The organism is Ramlibacter sp. JJN2-2R, from assembly GCF_057747835.1.
In genome coordinates this window covers 1,911,955-1,928,026 of the sequence record NZ_CM173226.1, presented here as the reverse complement: position 1 = coordinate 1,928,026, position 16,072 = coordinate 1,911,955, and the positions used below count along the sequence as shown (strand labels likewise).

The 16,072-nt window shown below is 70.5% G+C and carries 16 protein-coding genes and 1 tRNA gene; 5 read left to right on the top strand and 12 right to left on the bottom strand.

The window, feature by feature from the left end; all coding sequences use genetic code 11:
* Nucleotides 1-17 precede the first annotated feature (17 nt).
* The gene (gene hemH / locus AC3ANR_RS09520) at nt 18-1,124 is read left to right on the top strand and encodes a ferrochelatase (protein ID WP_488291636.1); all 1,107 of its coding nucleotides are present in this window, start codon (nt 18-20) and stop codon (nt 1,122-1,124) included.
* On the opposite strand, the gene AC3ANR_RS09515 is transcribed toward hemH, so the two are convergent.
* From AC3ANR_RS09515 to AC3ANR_RS09465, 11 genes are all read right to left on the bottom strand, one after another.
* Nucleotides 1,121-1,999, bottom strand: a complete 879-nt coding sequence (locus AC3ANR_RS09515; RefSeq protein WP_488291635.1) for an alpha/beta fold hydrolase — start codon at nt 1,997-1,999, stop codon at nt 1,121-1,123. The genes hemH and AC3ANR_RS09515 overlap by 4 nt on opposite strands.
* Before the next feature lie 25 nt (nt 2,000-2,024).
* A complete protein-coding gene (locus tag AC3ANR_RS09510) occupies nt 2,025-3,167 on the bottom strand; it encodes an ABC transporter substrate-binding protein (protein WP_488291634.1) in 1,143 nt (380 codons plus the stop codon).
* On the bottom strand, nt 3,164-4,285 hold the full coding sequence (locus AC3ANR_RS09505; protein WP_488291633.1) for a branched-chain amino acid ABC transporter permease: 1,122 nt from the start codon (nt 4,283-4,285) through the stop codon (nt 3,164-3,166). The genes AC3ANR_RS09510 and AC3ANR_RS09505 overlap by 4 nt, the downstream gene beginning before the upstream one ends.
* Nucleotides 4,286-4,287: 2 nt before the next feature.
* A complete protein-coding gene (locus tag AC3ANR_RS09500) occupies nt 4,288-5,265 on the bottom strand; it encodes a branched-chain amino acid ABC transporter permease (RefSeq protein WP_488291632.1) in 978 nt (325 codons plus the stop codon).
* Nucleotides 5,262-5,987 carry an ABC transporter ATP-binding protein gene (locus AC3ANR_RS09495; protein ID WP_488291631.1) on the bottom strand — a complete coding sequence of 242 codons (726 nt, stop codon included), beginning with the start codon at nt 5,985-5,987 and terminating at the stop codon, nt 5,262-5,264. The genes AC3ANR_RS09500 and AC3ANR_RS09495 overlap by 4 nt, the downstream gene beginning before the upstream one ends.
* A gap of 31 nt (nt 5,988-6,018) precedes the next feature.
* Complete coding sequence (locus AC3ANR_RS09490) at nt 6,019-6,789, bottom strand: ABC transporter ATP-binding protein (protein WP_488291630.1); 771 nt, start codon at nt 6,787-6,789, stop codon at nt 6,019-6,021.
* A 160-nt stretch (nt 6,790-6,949) separates the two neighbouring features.
* Nucleotides 6,950-8,143, bottom strand: a complete 1,194-nt coding sequence (locus AC3ANR_RS09485) for a substrate-binding domain-containing protein (RefSeq protein WP_488291629.1) — start codon at nt 8,141-8,143, stop codon at nt 6,950-6,952.
* Nucleotides 8,144-8,305: 162 nt separating this feature from the next.
* Nucleotides 8,306-9,772 (bottom strand): sigma-54 interaction domain-containing protein, encoded by a 1,467-nt coding sequence (locus tag AC3ANR_RS09480; protein ID WP_488291628.1) that lies wholly within the window; start codon nt 9,770-9,772, stop codon nt 8,306-8,308.
* A 30-nt stretch (nt 9,773-9,802) separates the two neighbouring features.
* Nucleotides 9,803-11,311 carry a tripartite tricarboxylate transporter permease gene (locus AC3ANR_RS09475; protein WP_488291627.1) on the bottom strand — a complete coding sequence of 503 codons (1,509 nt, stop codon included), beginning with the start codon at nt 11,309-11,311 and terminating at the stop codon, nt 9,803-9,805.
* Nucleotide 11,312: 1 nt separating this feature from the next.
* Nucleotides 11,313-11,831, bottom strand: coding sequence for a tripartite tricarboxylate transporter TctB family protein (locus AC3ANR_RS09470; protein ID WP_488291626.1), 519 nt, complete (start codon nt 11,829-11,831; stop codon nt 11,313-11,315).
* Nucleotides 11,832-11,908: 77 nt separating this feature from the next.
* Entirely contained in the window at nt 11,909-12,862 is a 954-nt protein-coding gene (locus AC3ANR_RS09465) for a Bug family tripartite tricarboxylate transporter substrate binding protein (protein WP_488291625.1), read from the bottom strand.
* Between the two features lie 132 nt (nt 12,863-12,994).
* Between AC3ANR_RS09465 and AC3ANR_RS09460 the strand changes: the two genes are divergently transcribed.
* The 4 genes from AC3ANR_RS09460 (at nt 12,995) to AC3ANR_RS09445 (ending at nt 15,807) form a co-directional block, all read left to right on the top strand.
* A complete protein-coding gene (locus AC3ANR_RS09460; protein ID WP_488291624.1) occupies nt 12,995-13,669 on the top strand; it encodes a response regulator in 675 nt (224 codons plus the stop codon).
* A complete protein-coding gene (locus AC3ANR_RS09455; protein WP_488291623.1) occupies nt 13,666-15,063 on the top strand; it encodes a sensor histidine kinase in 1,398 nt (465 codons plus the stop codon). The genes AC3ANR_RS09460 and AC3ANR_RS09455 overlap by 4 nt, the downstream gene beginning before the upstream one ends.
* 6 nt (nt 15,064-15,069) lie before the next feature.
* A complete protein-coding gene (locus tag AC3ANR_RS09450; protein WP_488291622.1) occupies nt 15,070-15,489 on the top strand; it encodes an RNA-binding S4 domain-containing protein in 420 nt (139 codons plus the stop codon).
* A 138-nt stretch (nt 15,490-15,627) separates the two neighbouring features.
* A complete protein-coding gene (locus AC3ANR_RS09445; RefSeq protein ID WP_488291621.1) occupies nt 15,628-15,807 on the top strand; it encodes a hypothetical protein in 180 nt (59 codons plus the stop codon).
* A 100-nt stretch (nt 15,808-15,907) separates the two neighbouring features.
* Here AC3ANR_RS09445 and AC3ANR_RS09440 read toward each other — a convergent pair.
* A tRNA-Ser gene (locus AC3ANR_RS09440) sits at nt 15,908-16,000 on the bottom strand.
* Nucleotides 16,001-16,072 lie beyond the last annotated feature (72 nt).

Below are 16,072 nucleotides of genomic sequence, written 5' to 3'. Positions count from 1 at the left end.
GCAGGCGAGAATAGCGGATGCCTTCCGCACTGCCCTATCGGACGGAACCGCCATTCGCCCACGGCCAGGCGCCGGCGACGGGCATCCTGCTTTGCAACCTGGGAACGCCGGACGCGCCCACGCCCGCGGCGGTGCGGCGCTACCTGCGCCAGTTCCTGGGCGACCCGCGCGTCGTCGAGATCCCGCGCGCCGTGTGGCTGCCGCTGCTGCACGGCGTGATCCTGCCGCTGCGCTCGGCCAAGTCGGCGGCCAAGTACGCCAGCATCTGGACGCAGGACGGCTCGCCGCTGAAGGTGTGGACCGAGCGCCAGGCCAAGCTGCTGCAGGGCGCGCTGGGCGAGGCGGGGCACCGCGGCGTGAAGGTGCGCTACGCGATGCGCTACGGCAATCCCTCCATCGCATCGCAACTCGACGCGCTCAAGGCCGAGGGCGCCACCCGCATCCTCGTGCTCAGCGCGTATCCGCAGTATTCCGGCACCACCACGGCCAGCCTGGTCGACGACGTCGGCGCCTGGGCCTCGCGCGTGCGCAACGTGCCCGAGCTGCGCTTCGTGAACCGCTACCACGACGACGCGGGCTACATCGAGGCGCTGGCGGCGGGCATCCAGTCGCACTGGCGCGCCAACGGCCGCCCCGACCACCTGGTGATGAGCTTCCACGGCGTGCCCGAGCGCACGCTGCAGCTGGGCGATCCGTACCACTGCGAATGCCACAAGACCGCGCGCCTGCTCGCCGCGCGGCTCGGCCTGGAGCCAGGGCAGTACACGCTGTCGTTCCAGTCGCGCTTCGGCAAGGCCAGGTGGCTCGAGCCGTACACCGAGCCCACCTTGCGCGACCTGGCGCGCCGGGGCGTGGCCCGCGTGGACGTGGCCTGCCCCGGCTTCACCAGCGACTGCCTGGAGACGCTGGAGGAGATCGCGCAGGAGGGCCGCGACGCCTTCCTCACCGCCGGCGGCAAGGTGTTTCACTACCTCCCCTGCCTCAATGCGGACCCGGCCTGGATCCGCGCGCTGGCGGCCATCGCGGCCACGCACCTGGCGGGCTGGCCCACGCGCGAGCAACCGGATGTGCAGGCGCTGGCGCGTTCGCGCGAACTGGCCCTGGCCCGCGGCGCCGCGCGTTAGGCGCGGGGCGCCTGCTCGCAGCCGTCGATGAACCCGGCCACCAGGTCGAGCTGGTCCGGCACGTTCAGCGCGGGCGCATGGCCGCAGCCGGGAATCTCGACCACGCGTGCCAGCCCGCGCGCGCCCGGCCCGCGGCGCATCATCTCGGCCGTGGTCTCGGGCAGCACCAGGTCGGAGTCGGCGCCGCGCAGGCACAGCACCGGGATGTCGATGCGGTCCCAGTGCTCCCACAGCAGGTAGTCGTGCGGGTGGTCGGTGAACTGCCGCACCATCGCCGGGTCGTAGTGCGGGGTCACGCGCCCGTCGGGCAGCCGGCGCACCGAGGTTTCGGTCAGGCGGCGCCATTGCGCGTCGCTGAGCCAGCCGTACGGCCTGTAGACCTGGCGGAAGAACGCCTCCAGTTCGGCCACTGTGGCGAACGCGGGCGGATGGCCGGCATAGGCCTTGATGCGCTCCAGCGCCGCGTCGGCGAGCTGGGGCGCGTTGTCGTTCAGCACCAGGCTGCGGATGCGTCCCTTCAGCGCCGGCTGCGCCAGGCCGCCCGCGCACACGGTGCCGATCGCGCCGCCCATGGAGGTGCCGACCCAGTGCGCGCTCTCGATGCCGAGGCGGTCGAGCAACTCGGCGGCCAGGCGGGCATAGAAGGCCAGCGTGTACTCATTGTGCGGATCGGCGCTCCACTGCGACAGGCCGCGCCCGATGGTGTCGGGGCAGATCACGCGGTAGCGGCCCGCGAGGTGCGCGGCCAGTTCGTCCATGTCGCGGCCGGTGCGGGCCAGCCCGTGCCAGGCGATGACGGTGGACGGCCCCTCGCCCCACTGCACGTAATGGATCTCGCGGCCGGCGCAGGTGACGTAGTGCGAGCTGGGCGACATGGCGGGTCCTTTCGGGTGCGGCCGGCTACTTCAGCAGCTTGCCGGAGCTGCCGATCACGGTGACTTCGACGAAACGCGAGCCGACCCGGTTGTCGGGCGCGTAGTGCACCTTGATGCCGCCCAGGTCCAGGTCGCGCAGGCCCTCCAGCGCCTTGATCACCTGGGCGCGGGTCGGGTTGGCGCCCGTCTTGCGCAGCGCCTCGACCAGCACCTTGGCGCCCAGGAACTCCTCGAAGCTGGTGTAGTTCGGCACCTGGTCCGGCGCGAATCGCCGCAGCGCCTCCTGGTACTCGCGGATCACGGGCAGGTTGGGCGTGTACGGATACGGCACCACCTGGCTGATGCCCAGGCCGTGCGCGTTCTTCAGCCCGGCAAGCTTGACCAGCTCGGCGGGGTCCACCACCGAGATGTTGTACAGCTGCGCGCCGCCGCCGGCCTCGCGGTACTGCTTGATGAACGCGGCGGCCGGCTTGTTGACGGCGATCATGATCACCGCCTGCGGCTCCGCCGCCTTGATGGCGCGCACCGCGTCGTCCACCTTGTCCGTGTTGCGCTCGTAGGGCGCCGCCGCCGCGAGCTTCAGGCTGCGCTTGGCCAGCGCGGCCTCCACGCCGGACAGCCCCGCCTTGCCGAAGCCGTCGTTCTGGTACACGACCGCGATGCGCCGCGCCCCCAGCGTGTACAGCTGCTGGATCATGTGCTCGGCTTCGTCGGCATAGCCGGCGCGCAGGTGGAAGATCCAGGGGTTGAACGGGTTGCGCAGCGATTCGCCGCCCGTGTACGGCGCCACGAGCGCGACGCCCGCGCCTTCGAGCACCTTGTCGGCCAGCAGCTGGCCGATGTTGGCCGTGCCCGCGAAACCGAACAGCGCCACGACCTCGGGCTGCGCGACCATCTCGCGCGTGAGCCGCACCGTCTCGTCGACCTTGTAGCCGTCGTCGGCGGTGACCACCCTGATCTTCTGGCCGTTGATGCCGCCGCGCGCGTTGACGCTGTCGAAGTAGACCTTGCCGCCCAGCACCATCTGCTGCCCGGTGGTGGCCAGCACCCCCGACAGCGGCGCGATCTGGCCGATCACGATGTCGGCGCGCGCCGGCGCGAGCGAGAAAGCCGCCAGCGCCAGGGCGCCGAACGAGGCGGCAAGCCGCCGCGACACTGCGAGATTCACTGCTTGTCTCCTGCGGCGGCTGGAGCCGCTCGTCGTGGGGGCCGCGGCTGCGGCTGCGTCACCGCCATGGCGCGCAGGCGCCCGACGATGCCGGTGGGGAAGTAATAGACCGAGAGCACGAACAGCAGGCCCAGCCAGAGCAGCCAGCGGTCGGGCGACAGCAGCGCGGCCACCCAGGGCAGCGACGAGGCGGCTTCGCTCGCGATGCGCAGCAGGTCCTGCAGGTAGCTCTGGGCCACGATGAACAGGCCCGAGCCGATGGCGGCGCCATAGACGGTGCCCATGCCGCCGATCACCACGATCAGCAGCACGTCGAGCATGACCTCGAACGAGAGCGAGGTGTCGGGGCCGTTGTAGCGCAGCCAGAGCGCCAGCATGGCGCCGGCGAGCGTGGCGAACAGCGCGGACAGGATGCTGGAGGCCGTGCGGTACACCACCACCCGGTAGCCGATGGCTTCGGCGCGGAACTCGTTCTCGCGGATGGCCTGCAGCACGCGCCCGAAGGGCGAATTCACGATGCGCAGCATGGCGAGCACCAGCACCACCGCCGCGACGAACAGCAGGTAGTAGCACAGCAGCCGGCCGTCCAGCGACACGCCGAGGAAGGGGGCGTCGGAGAACTCGTGGCTCGGCGACAGCAGCTCGGGCACCTTGAAGGTCAGGCCGTCCTCCCCGCCCGTGAACTCCGACAGCTGCGAGGCCAGGGTCTGGAACGCGGCGGCGAAGGCCAGCGTGATCATCGAGAAGAAGATCGCGCGCACCCGCAGCGAGAACAGGCCGATGGCCAGCGCCAGCAGGAACGACAGCCCCAGCGCCGCCGCCAGCCCCGTCGCCAGCGCGCCCCAGGACGGGCCCAGGCGGGTGAAGGCGATCGCCACGCCGTACGCACCGATGCCGAAGAACATGGTGTGGGCGAAGCTGACGATGCCGGTGTAGCCCAGCAGCAGGTCGAAGCTGGCCACCAGGACGGTGAACACCAGCACCTTGGCGGCGACGTTGAGCGCCTTCACGCCCGGAAACAGGAACGGGGTCAGCGCCAGCGCCAGCAGCAGCGCCACCAGCAGCACGGCCAGGAGGCGGCTGCGCGGGAAATCGGCCGAGAGCAGTCGGGTCAGCATGGTCAGCGGCTCAATGCGTAGACGCCCTGCGGCCGCCACAGCAGGATGGCCATCATCAGCAGGATGTTGGAGAACAGCGCCGCCTTGGGCACCAGGAAGCCGGTGTAGTTGGCCATCAGGCCCACCAGCAGCGCGCCGATCAGGGCGCCGGTGGTCGAGCCCAGCCCGCCGATGATCAGCACGATGAAGATCAGCACGTTGACCTGCGCGCCCATCTGCGGCACCACGTTCTGCTGGTACAGGCCCCACATCACGCCGCCCAGGCCGGCCAGCGCGCTGCCGGCGACGAACACGCCCACGAACAGCAGGTGGATGCGGTAGCCGAGCGACTCGACCATCTCGCGGTCCTGCACGCCGGCGCGGATCAGCAGGCCCAGCTTGGTGCGCGTGAGCGTCCACAGCAGCAGGCCGAACACCACCAGGCCCACCACGACGGCGATCAGCCGGTACTTCTCGACGGCGGCATCGCCGAGCAGCAGCGTGCCCTGCATCCCCAGCGGCAGCGGCAGCGGGATCTGCTGCGGCCCCCAGACGACCTTGATCAGTTCCTCGCCGATGATCATGCCGCCCATGGTGATCAGGATCTGCTTGAGGTGGTTGCCGTACACCGGGCGCACGATGAAGCGCTCGAACGCCAGGCCGATGGCCGCGGAGACCGCCATCGCCACCAGCATGGCCGGCAGCACCGCCAGCAGGTTGCGCCACAGACTCTCGGAGGCGGTGTAGTCCGCCATCGCGCCCAGCACGCTGGTGGCGACAAAGGCGCCGAGCGCGATGAACACGCCGTGGCCGAAGTTCAGCACGTCCATCAGGCCGAACACCAGCGTCAGGCCCGAGGCGATGACGAAGATGATCATGCCCATCGCCAGGCCCGCGACGGTGAGCGTCACCCAGGTCGAGGCCGACCCGATGAAGGGCAGCACCAGCAGCGCGAGCAGCGGCACGAGGGCCAGCGGCTTCCAGTCGAAATCGGATTTCACAGGGCCAGTCCCAGCAGCGAATGCTGCAGTGCCTCGTCGTCCGCCAGCGCGCGCATCGAGCCCGCATGCACGATGCGGCCGTTGTCCATCACGGCGACCGTGTCGCCGAGCCGCCTGGCGAAGTTGAAGTTCTGCTCCACGAGCAGGATGGTCACGCCGCTCGCCTTGAGCTGGGCGAACGCGTCGATCATGTTGTTGATGATGGCCGGGGCCAGGCCCTTGCTCGGCTCGTCGATCACCAGCAGCTCGCGCGGCTCGATGATCGCGCGCGAGACCGCCAGCATCTGCTTCTGCCCGCCCGACAGCTTGCCCGCCGGGTGGTTCCAGAACTTCTCCACCGCCGGGAACAGCGAGAAGATCCACTGCAGCCGGGTGTCGTCGAACTGCCCGGCATGCTTGGCGCCGCGCGCGGCCAGCAGCATGTTCTCGCGCACGGTGAGGTCGGCGAAGATGCCCATGTTCTCGGGCACGTAGGCGATGCCCAGCCCGGCCACCTGCGGCGTCGGCAGGGCCGTGATGTCGCGGCCACCGAACGTGACGCGGCCGCTGGAGGCCTTCCACAGGCCCATGATCGTGCGCAGCGTGGTCGTCTTGCCCGCGCCATTGCGGCCCAGCAGCATCGTGAGCTGCCCGCGCGGCACGGCGAGGTCGACCCCGTGCAGGATGTGGTACGCCCCGATGTGCGTGTGCACCTCGGACAGCGTGAGGAGGTTGTCGCTCATCGGTTTTCGAGGGGGCGGGAGCAGGACGGATTCATGCAGACTCCCTGGCGACGCCCAGGTAGGCTTCCTGGACCACCGGCGACGCGATCACCTCGGCCGGCTCGCCGTCGGCCACCAGCGTGCCGTTGTGCAGCACGATGATGCGGTCGGCCAGTTCGCGCACGACGTCCATCTTGTGCTCCACCAGCAGGATGGTCTTGGTGCGGTCGGCCTTGAGCCGGCGGATCAGGTCCAGGATCACCGGCGCCTCGGCCGCGTTCATGCCGGCGGTGGGCTCGTCGAACATGAACACCTGCGGCTCCAGCGCCATCAGCAGCGCGACCTCGAGCTTGCGCTGGTCGCCGTGCGGCAGGTTCGCCACCAGCTCGTGCTCCTTGTCCTTGAGCGCGATGGTCGCCAGGATCTCGTCCGCGCGTTCGAGCAGCGCGCGGTGGTCGCTCCAGATGCTCCACAGGTTGAAGCCGCGCCGGTGCGCACCCTCGCGGGCGGCCTGCACCGCCAGGCGCACGTTCTCCAGCACCGTCAGGCGCGGGAACAGGTTGGTGAGCTGGAACGCCCGCCCGAGCCCGGCGCGCGTGCGCTCGGAGGCGGACAGCCGCGTGAGGTCGCGCCCGCCCAGGCTCACCCCGCCGGCGCTGGCCTTGAGCTGGCCGGAAATCAGGTTGAAGTAGGTCGTCTTGCCCGCGCCGTTCGGGCCGACGATGGCCGTCAGCGTGCCGGGCTCGAAGCTGCAGCTGACCGCGTTGACGGCCACGTGGCCGCCGAAGCGGATGGTCAGATCCTCGGTGACGAGTCGGGACATGGAAGCCGATCGGGGCGCCAGGCGCTGGCGCGAGTAGTTTCGTGGGCGGCGCGGAACAACGTGCAGCGCCGTCCCTCGTGCATCGAGGATCCGGCTTCGCCGGTCCTCGATGCGCTGATCAGATCACCTTCAAATCGCGCAGCGACTTGAAGGCGAAGGCTTAGCGCTTGTTCCGGATCGGAACGCTCATTTCCTCGGGCTTGATCTCGTGCACCAGCTCGGGCACGCCCCAGGCGAAGGCCGGGTCGACCTTGATCTTGAAGTGGTACATGCTCTGCATCGCCTGGTGGTCTTCCTTGCGGAAGGTCATCTTGCCCTTGGGAGTGTCGAAGCTCATGCCCTCCATCGCCGCGATCAGCTTGTCGCTGGCGGTGTCGGCGTTGGTCTTCTTCAGGGCGCTGACGATCGCCATCGCCGCCGAGAAGCCACCCGCAGTGAAGAAGTCCGGCGGCGACTTGAACTGCTTGTAGTGCATGGAGACCATGGCCTCGTTGGCCGGGTTCTTCGGGATGCCGAAGTAGTAGTAGGTCGCGCCCTCCATGCCCGGGAAGCGCTTGTAGGCGGTCATGGCCGGCAGGATGTTGCCGCCGGTGCCCACCTCGATGCCGAAGCGGTTCTTCAGGTCGGCGTCGGCCAGCGCGTTGAACGGCGGCGTGCCGCCGGCCCACACCACGGCGATGATCTTGCGGCCCGGCTTGTCCTTGAGCGAGCCGATCAGGCGCTGGATGCCGGCGGTGAAGTCGGTGGTCGTCGGGGGCAGGTATTCCTCGTGGACGATCTTGGCCTTCTTCAGCGCGTCCTTGAACGCCTTGACGCCGTCGCGGCCGAACGCATAGTCCTGCGCCAGCATGGCGATCGAGACGCCGTCCTTGTCGACGGCCACGGCGTTGGAGATCGCGTCCTGCGAGCTGTTGCGGCCGGTGCGGAAGATGTACTTGTTCCACTTCTCGCCGGTGATCGAGTCGGCCACCGCCGGCTCCACCAGCAGGACCTTCTTGTACTCCTCGGCCACGGGCAGCATGGCGAGCGCGACGCCGGAGGACGTCGGGCCGACGGCCAGGTCGACCTTGTCGTCGGAGTAGGCGGTGGCCAGCAGCGACTTGCCCAGGTCAGGCTTGCCCTGGTCGTCCTTCTCGATCACCACGATCTTGCGGCCGTTGACGGTCATGGTGCCGCCGGTCGCGTACTCCAGGCCCATCATCAGGCCGGTCTGGGTCTGCTTGCCGTAGGCCTCCAGCGGGCCGGTGCGGCTATAGATGTGCGCGATCTTGAGGTCCTTGCCCTGGGCGAAGGCCGGGGCGGCCGCGATGGAAGCGGCCAAGGCGGCGAGCGCCACCCACGTGCGACGTTGCATGCTTTGTCTCCTGATTGGTCTGCAAACCTGTGCTGCACAGTGCAGGCGCCGTGCCAGCCGGGCAGCGCGTTGATTTCAAAGGAATTTCCGGCTGAGCACCAGCGGGTATGCCCGATTTCCGGACAAGTCGAATGCCTTGTTTTCAGTCATGTTGACTGAATTTCAGACACTCTCGCGCTCGCCCAGGCGCTCGTACAGCTTGGCGCGCGAGATCCCGAGCAGGCGCGATGCCGCCACCTTGTTGCCGCCGGTGGCGGCCATCGCGGCTTCGATGGCGGCGCGCTCGACCTGCGCCACCTGTTCGGCCAGCGGCCGCAGCCGATCGCCGGCCCCAGCGGCGCCGCCCGCGCCGGCCGGCGCGGCCAGCGCGGGTGCGATGCGCTCCACGCCGGCGTCGCGCAGCACCTCCTCCAGGTGCCGCACGTCGATGCGGTGGGTGTCGCTGCGCATCGCCGCCTGTTCGAGCACGTTGCGCAACTCGCGGATGTTGCCGCGCCAGTCCTGCGCGCTCAGCAGCGCGATGGCGTCCGGGGCCACGTCGGGCGGCGGCGTGCCGTTGCGAAGCGCCATGTCCTCGCCCAGCACCTCCACCAGCGCCGGAATGTCCGCGCGGCGCTCGCGCAGCGCCGGCACCCGGATCGGCAGCACGTTCAGGCGGTAGTACAGGTCCTCGCGGAACCGGCCCTCGCGCACCAGGGCGCCGAGGTCGCGCGATGTCGCGGCGATCACGCGGGCGTCGAACGGCACCACCTTGTTCGAGCCGAGCGGTTCGATCTCGCCTTCCTGCAGCGCCCGCAGCAGCTTGGGCTGCAGCGACGGCGGCATGTCGCCGATCTCGTCGAGGAACAGCGTGCCGCCGTCGGCCAGCCTGAACTTGCCGTCGCGGCCCTTGCGGTCCGCGCCGGTGAAGGCGCCGGGCGCCACGCCGAAGAATTCGGCTTCCAGCAAGGTGTCCGGGACGGCCGCGATGTTGATGCTGACCAGGGGCCCCGCGGCGCGCGGCGAGGCGGCATGGATGGCATGCGCCAGCAGCTCCTTGCCGGTGCCGGTCTCGCCGAGCAGCAGCACCGGGCTGGCCGAGAGCGCGGCGCGGCGGGCCTGCCGCTTGACTTCCACCGCCGCCGGGCTCGAGCCGACGAAGCTGGCGAGCGTGTACTTGTTGCGGCGCTGGGTCGCCAGCTCGCGCCGGGCGTCCTCCAGGTCGCGCTGCAGGTGCGCGAACTTCTGGATCAGCGGCTGCAGCGTGGTCTCGGGATGGTCGAACAGCACGATGCCCAGCGCGCCGAGCACCTGGCCGCCCTCGTCGCGCAGCGGGATGCGGCTGACGACGAACGTGCCGGCCTTGTTCGACAACAGGTCGATCAGGATCGGCTTGCCCGAGCGGATCACCCGGTCCATCTGGGTGTTCTGGACCACCTCGGCGACCGGATGGCCGACGAAGTCCTCGACCCGCTCGAAGCCCAGCGCGGGCAGGAAGCGCTTGTACTGGTCGTTGATCCAGACGACGCGGCCGTCGCGGTCGACCAGCAGCATGCCCTCGCTGGCGTTGGCGAACAGGTCGAACATCGACCGCGCGGCCAGCTCCAGGATGCGCTGGCCGTCGCGGGGCAGGCTGTCGTCGCTCGGCATGGCGGCGATGTTAGCCGCCGCGCGGGGCGCTCACGCCGGCATGGGGGCGCGGCGGGCGGTGAGCAGGCGCACGAGCCGCGGCAGCACCAGCACGGCGGCGATGATCGCGATCAGGGTGAGCGAGACGGGCCGCTCCAGGAAGACCCGCGCGCTGCCCTCCCCGATCGACACCGCGTTGCGCAGCTGCGCCTCGGCGAGCGGGCCCAGGATCATGCCGACTACGACCGGCGCGGTCGGGAAGTCGAACCGGCGCATCAGCACGCCGACCAGGCCGATCGCCCACAGCAGCACCAGGTCGAACGCGCTCTGGCGCATGCCGTAGGCGCCCACGGTGGCGAAGATCAGGATGCCGGCATAGAGCTGCGGCTTGGGGATCTTCAGCAGCTGCACCCAGACCTTCACCAGCGGCAGGTTCAGGATCAGCAGCATCACGTTGCCGATGTACAGCGACGCGATCAGTGCCCACACCAGCGCGGCCGACGAGGAGAACAGCTGCGGGCCGGGCTGGATGCCGTAGTTCTGGAACGCGCCGAGCAGGATGGCGGTGGTGTTCGAGGTCGGCAGCCCCAGCGTCAGCAGCGGGATCAGGGCGGTGGTGACCGTGGCATTGTTCGCCGCCTCCGGGCCGGCCACGCCTTCGATCGCGCCGGTGGTGCCGAACTCCTGCCTGTCGCTGCCCTTGGCCAGCTTCTTCTCGACGGCATAGCTGAGGAAGGTCGGGATCTCGGTGCCGCCCGCCGGGATGCAGCCGAACGGCGCCCCGATGGCCGTGGCGCGCAGCCAGGCCGGGATCGAACGGCGCCAGTCGCGGCCGGTCATGTAGACCTTGCTCATCGGGTTGCGCGTCTCGACCGTGCGTCCCTCGTACATCGAGAAGTACAGCACCTCGCCGACGGCGAACAGGCCCACGGCGACCAGCACGATCTCGATGCCGTCCAGCAGCTCGGGGATCCCGCCGGTGTAGCGCGCCTGGCCCGAGATCTGGTCCATCCCGACCAGGCCGACGGCCAGGCCGATGAACAGCGCCGTCATGCCGCGCAGCGTGCTCTTGCCCAGCACCGCGCTCACCGTGGTGAAGGCCAGCACCATGAGCAGGAAGTACTCGGGCGGGCCGAGCTTGACCGCGAAGTCGGCCACCGTCGGCGCGAAGGCGGTGACGATGACCGTGGCGATGGTGCCGGCGACGAACGAGCCGATGGCGGCGGTGGCCAGCGCGGCGCCGGCGCGGCCGCTCTTGGCCATCTTGTTGCCTTCCATCGCCGTGACCATGCTCGCCGTCTCGCCGGGCGTGTTCAGCAGGATGGAGGTGGTGGAGCCGCCGTACATCGCGCCGTAGTAGATGCCGGCGAAGAAGATCATCGAGGCGGTGATGTCCACCTTGGCCGTGATCGGCAGCAGCATCGCGACGGCCACGGCCGGGCCGATGCCGGGAAGCACGCCGACGGCGGTGCCGAGCACGCAGCCGACGAAGGCCCACAGCAGGTTGATGGGCGTGATGGCGGTCGCGAAACCGCCCAGGAGCGCGTTGAAGATGTCCATGTCAGAACCAGCCCGTCTGCGTCAGGCCCGGCAGGTTGATCGCCAGGAACTGCGTGAACATCCAGAACACCGGCGCGGCGATGGCCAGGCCGGTGGCCAGGTCGGTCGCGATGACGCGGGCGGTGCCGCTGCGCTGGCCCTCCGCGCGGCGCAGGCCCTGGGTTGCCAGGGCGTAGCAGAGCGCGCAGCTGAGGATGAACCCGATGGTGGTGATCAGCGCCGCGTTGGCCAGCAGGCCCGCCGACACCCACACCAGCCCGGGCCACCAGGCGCGCTCGGCGCCCGAGGGCGGCTCGAGCTCGCGAAAGCCGCCGGTGCGCGCCTCGCGCACGATCAGCACGCCGCACAGCACCAGCACGATGGCCACCACCCAGGGCAGGAAGTTGGGCCCGACGCCGCCGTAGCCGGCATTGGCGGGGATGGTCAAGGCGCCGGCCGCGAGGCCGAGGCCGGTGAGCACGACGGCGGCGCCGACGAGCGTCTGCACCTTGGTGGACGAGGGGGAAGCGGTGTCTGTCATGGGGGATCCTCGGCTGGACCCGGCAAGAAGCGCCCGGCGGGTGCCGGGCGCGGGGGGAACGTCGCTGGAGCCGGCGGTCAGACCATGCCGGACTTGACCATCACGGCGCGCAGGCTGGCGAACTCGTCGTCCACGAACTTCTCGAACGCCGGGCCCGAGAGCACGGCCGGCGTCCAGTCGTTCTTCTCCAGCGCCTCGCGCCAGGCCTTGGTCTTGATCGCGGCCAGCACCATGTCGGTCAGCGCCTTGCGCTGCGCATCGGTGAGGCCGGGGCCGCCGTACACGCCGCGCCAGTTGCCGATCTCGACGTCGATGCCCTGCTCCTTCAGCGTGGGCACGTCGTTCAGGCGCTTGGCCGAGGTCACCGCGATGGGCTTCATCTTGCCGGCCTTGATGTACTCGGCGAATTCGCTGTAGCCGCTGCCGCCCACCGTGACGTTGCCGCCCAGGATGGCCGCCGTGGCCTCGCCGCCCCCGCGGAAGGCGACATAGTTGATCTTGCCCGGGTCGACGCCCACGCGCTGCGCGATCATGGCCGCGGCGATGTGCTCGGTGGAGCCGCGCGAGCCGCCGCCCCACTTGACGCTGCCGGGGTCCTTCTTCAGCTGCGCGACCACGTCGGCCATGGTCTTGAAGGGCGAGTTGGCCGGCAGCACGAACACGTTGTATTCGCTGGTCAGGCGCGCGATCGGCGTGGCCTGCGACAGGTTGACCGGCGGCTTGCCGGTGATGATGCCGCCCACCATCACCGCGCCCATGACCATCAGCGCGTTCGGGTCGCCTTTGCTGGAATTGATGAACTGCGCCAGGCCGAGCGCGCCGGCGGCGCCGCCCTTGTTGTCGTACGTGACGCTGGAGGCCACGCCCGACTCCTGCAGCGCCTTGCCCAGGGCGCGGCCGGTGGTGTCCCAGCCGCCGCCCGGGTTGGCGGGGATCATCATCTTGATCGCGGCGGCGGCGCGTGCCGTGAGCGGCAGCGCCCCGGCGGCGGCCAGCGCGGCCAGGCTCTTGAGGAAGGTGTCTCGGCGCATGGAAGTGTCTCCAGGTTGGTTCGGATGCCGGACCGGATGATGCGCCGGGTGCCTGTCAATCGGCTGTCCGCGGACTTGGGGAAACTACTGAACCGTCGCGGCAGTTCCGGTTCCGCTACGCTCGGCCCTCCCATGCGATTGCTGCTCGTCGAGGACGACCCCTCCATGCGTGCCGCGCTCGAGCGCACGCTCGGCCGCCGCGGCTTCGCGGTGGAAGGCTGCGGCGACGGGCGCGAGGCCCTGGCCCGCTGGCAGGCCGCGCCGCCGGAGGTGCTGGTGCTGGACCTGAGCCTGCCCGGCCTGGACGGGCTCGACGTCTTGCAGGCAGGCCGGCGGCTCGGGCTGGCGACGCCGGTGCTGCTTCTCACGGCGCGCGGCACGGTCGGCGACCGCGTGCTGGGCCTGAACGCCGGCGCGGACGACTACCTGCCCAAGCCCTTCGACCTGGACGAACTGGAGGCGCGCATCCGGGCGCTGGCGCGCCGCCGCGCGGACGCCGGCGGCGAGGCCGCCGGTGAATGGCGCATCGGCTCGCTGCGCCTGGACCGCGCGAGCGGCGCGGCCTACCGCGGCGACGAGGTGCTGGAACTCACGCCGCGCGAAGCGTCGCTGCTGCAGGCCCTGATGGCCCGCCCCGGCCACGCGGTGACCAAGGAGCGCCTGTTCGAGCTCGTGTTCCCGGGCGAGCAGGACGTGCAGTACGAGGCCGTCGAGGTGGTCGTCTACCGCCTGCGCAAGAAGCTCGCGGGCACGGGCGCGACCCTGATGACGCTGCGCGGCCTGGGCTATCTCATCAAGGCCGGATGAACAGCGTTTCGCTGCGGCGCTACCTGCTGCTGGGGATCCTGGTGCCCGTGCTGGCGCTGATCGTGCTGAACGGCGTCAGCCTGTACCGGGGCGCCCTGGCCGCGCTCAACACGGCCTACGACCGCACGCTGCTCGCCTCGGCCAAGGAGATCGGCGAGGAGCTCGCCGTGCAGGGCTACGACGCCGAGGCCCGGCTGCGCTCCACCGTGCCCTACTCGGCGCTGGAGGCGTTCGAGGCCGACAACCGCAGCCGCCTGTTCTACCGCGTCTCGAGCCTGCAAGGCGAGCTCGTCTCCGGCTACGGCGACCTGCCCTTCTGGCGCGGCGAGATCCCCGCGCGGCCGCCCTACGCAGCGCTGGTGGACTTCTACGACGACCACTTCCGCGGCGACGACGTCCGGGTGGCCGTGCTGCTGCAGCCCGTGGCGGGCGCCAGCGGGCGCGGCATGGCCGTGGTGCAGGTCGCCGAGACGCTCGAGCTGCGCCGCACCGTCGCCCGGCAGATCCTGCTCGACACGCTGTGGCGCCAGGCGCTGCTGGTGGCCGTCATCGCGCTGGTGGTGGTGGCGGTCGTGCAGCGCGCGACGCGCCCCGTGCGCCAGCTCTCCGCGCGCATGCAGGCCCGGCCCGAGGGCGACCTGACGCCGATCGAGGCGCCGGACGCCCCGCGCGAGCTGCTGCCGCTGGTCGAGGCCACCAACGCGGTGATGGGGCGCCTCGCGCAGCTGCTCGAGAACCAGAAGCGCTTCGTGCGCGACACCGCGCACCAGCTGCGCACGCCGCTCGCGGTGCTCAAGACGCAGGTGCAGTCGGCCCTGCGCGGCGACGTCGGCCCGCGCGAGGCGCTGGGCGAGATCAACGAGACGGTCGACCGCGCCACCGCGCTGGCCAACCAGATGCTGTCGCTCGCCAAGGTGGAGCAGCTGCGCCACCAGCCCGAGGCGTCGGACTGCGACATGGCGGACATCGTCCGCTCGGTGGCCCTGGAGCTGTCGCCGCTGCTGGCCGAGCGCGACCTCGACTTCGACCTCAGCACGCAGCCGGCCCGCGTGCGCGCCCACGAGTGGATGCTGCGCGAGCTGGCGCGCAACCTGCTGCACAACGCGATCCGCCACTGCCCGCCGGCCGGCACCCTGTCGGTGCGGCTGGTCTCCGACGGGCGCTGGTGCGCGCTGACGGTGGCCGACAGCGGCCCGGGCATCGACGCCGAGCTGCGCGGGCGGCTGTTCCAGCCGTTCGCGGCCGGCGACGTGCGCAGCGGCTCCGGCCTGGGCCTGGCGATCTGCCAGGAGATCGTGCGTGCGCTCGGCGGCACCATCGAACTGGGCAACCGCGAGCTGCACGGCCGTGTCACCGGCCTCGACGCCACGGCGCGCCTGCCGCTCGCACAATAGGGGCCGATGGACAAGCTGCGCATCGACAAGTGGCTCTGGAGTGCCCGCTTCTACAAGACCCGCACGCTGGCGGCGCAGGAGATCGGCAAGGGGCGGATCGAGGTCAACGGCCAGGAGGCCAAGGCCGCGCGCGAGGTGAAGGTGGGCGACACCGTCGCCATGCGCCGCGAATCGGTCACGCGCACGGTGGTCGTCAAGGGCCTGTCGAGCATGCGCGGCCCCGCGCCCGTGGCCCAGCAGCTGTACGAGGAAACGGCCGAGAGCCTGCAGGCGCGGGAGGCGGCCGCGCAGCAGCGCCGGCTCGCGCGCGAGCCCGCCCTGTCCATCGAGCACGGCCGACCGACCAAGCGCGGCCGGCGCGAGCTGGACGCCGCCCAGCGCGGCTGGGGCGACCGCTGGAGCGCCTCGCTCGACGACGAGGACTGAAGGCCGCGTCGGACCAGTCCCACGGTCGCGTGGGAGCCCATCCATTTGTCGTGTGCAACCCAGCGGTGCGTCACCGTCGTGCCATGTTCGCGCCCGATACTGCCGGTCTTCCGACAAGCAGTCAGCAGGGACAAGAACATGAACGAATCCAGAACCAGCTCCATCCTCCAGCGCGTGCCCGTGATCCTGGCCGTGACCGCGGCCTCGTACGGCCTGCAGCTGCCGGCCCACGCCGGCCGCGTGGCCGGAACGCCGAGCAAGGTGGGAACGCAGCAGCCGGTCGCCAAGCCGGCCGCGCCGAAGGCCGTGCGCGGCTGAGATCGCCTTCGCGCCGCACCGATGGCCGCCTGCGGGCGGCCATTTGCTTTTCCGGAGCCCGGAAACAACAAACGCCCCGTGGGGGGCGTTCGTCATGCGCTGGCGGAGACGGAGGGATTCGAACCCTCGATGCGGCTCTACACCGCATACTCCCTTAGCAGGGGAGCACCTTCGGCCTCTCGGTCACGTCTCCAGCGCGAGGGGGATTATGCCCCAAGCGTGCACTCTGCAGTGCCGCGCGCCCTGCTCTTTTGCAGCATGCGCG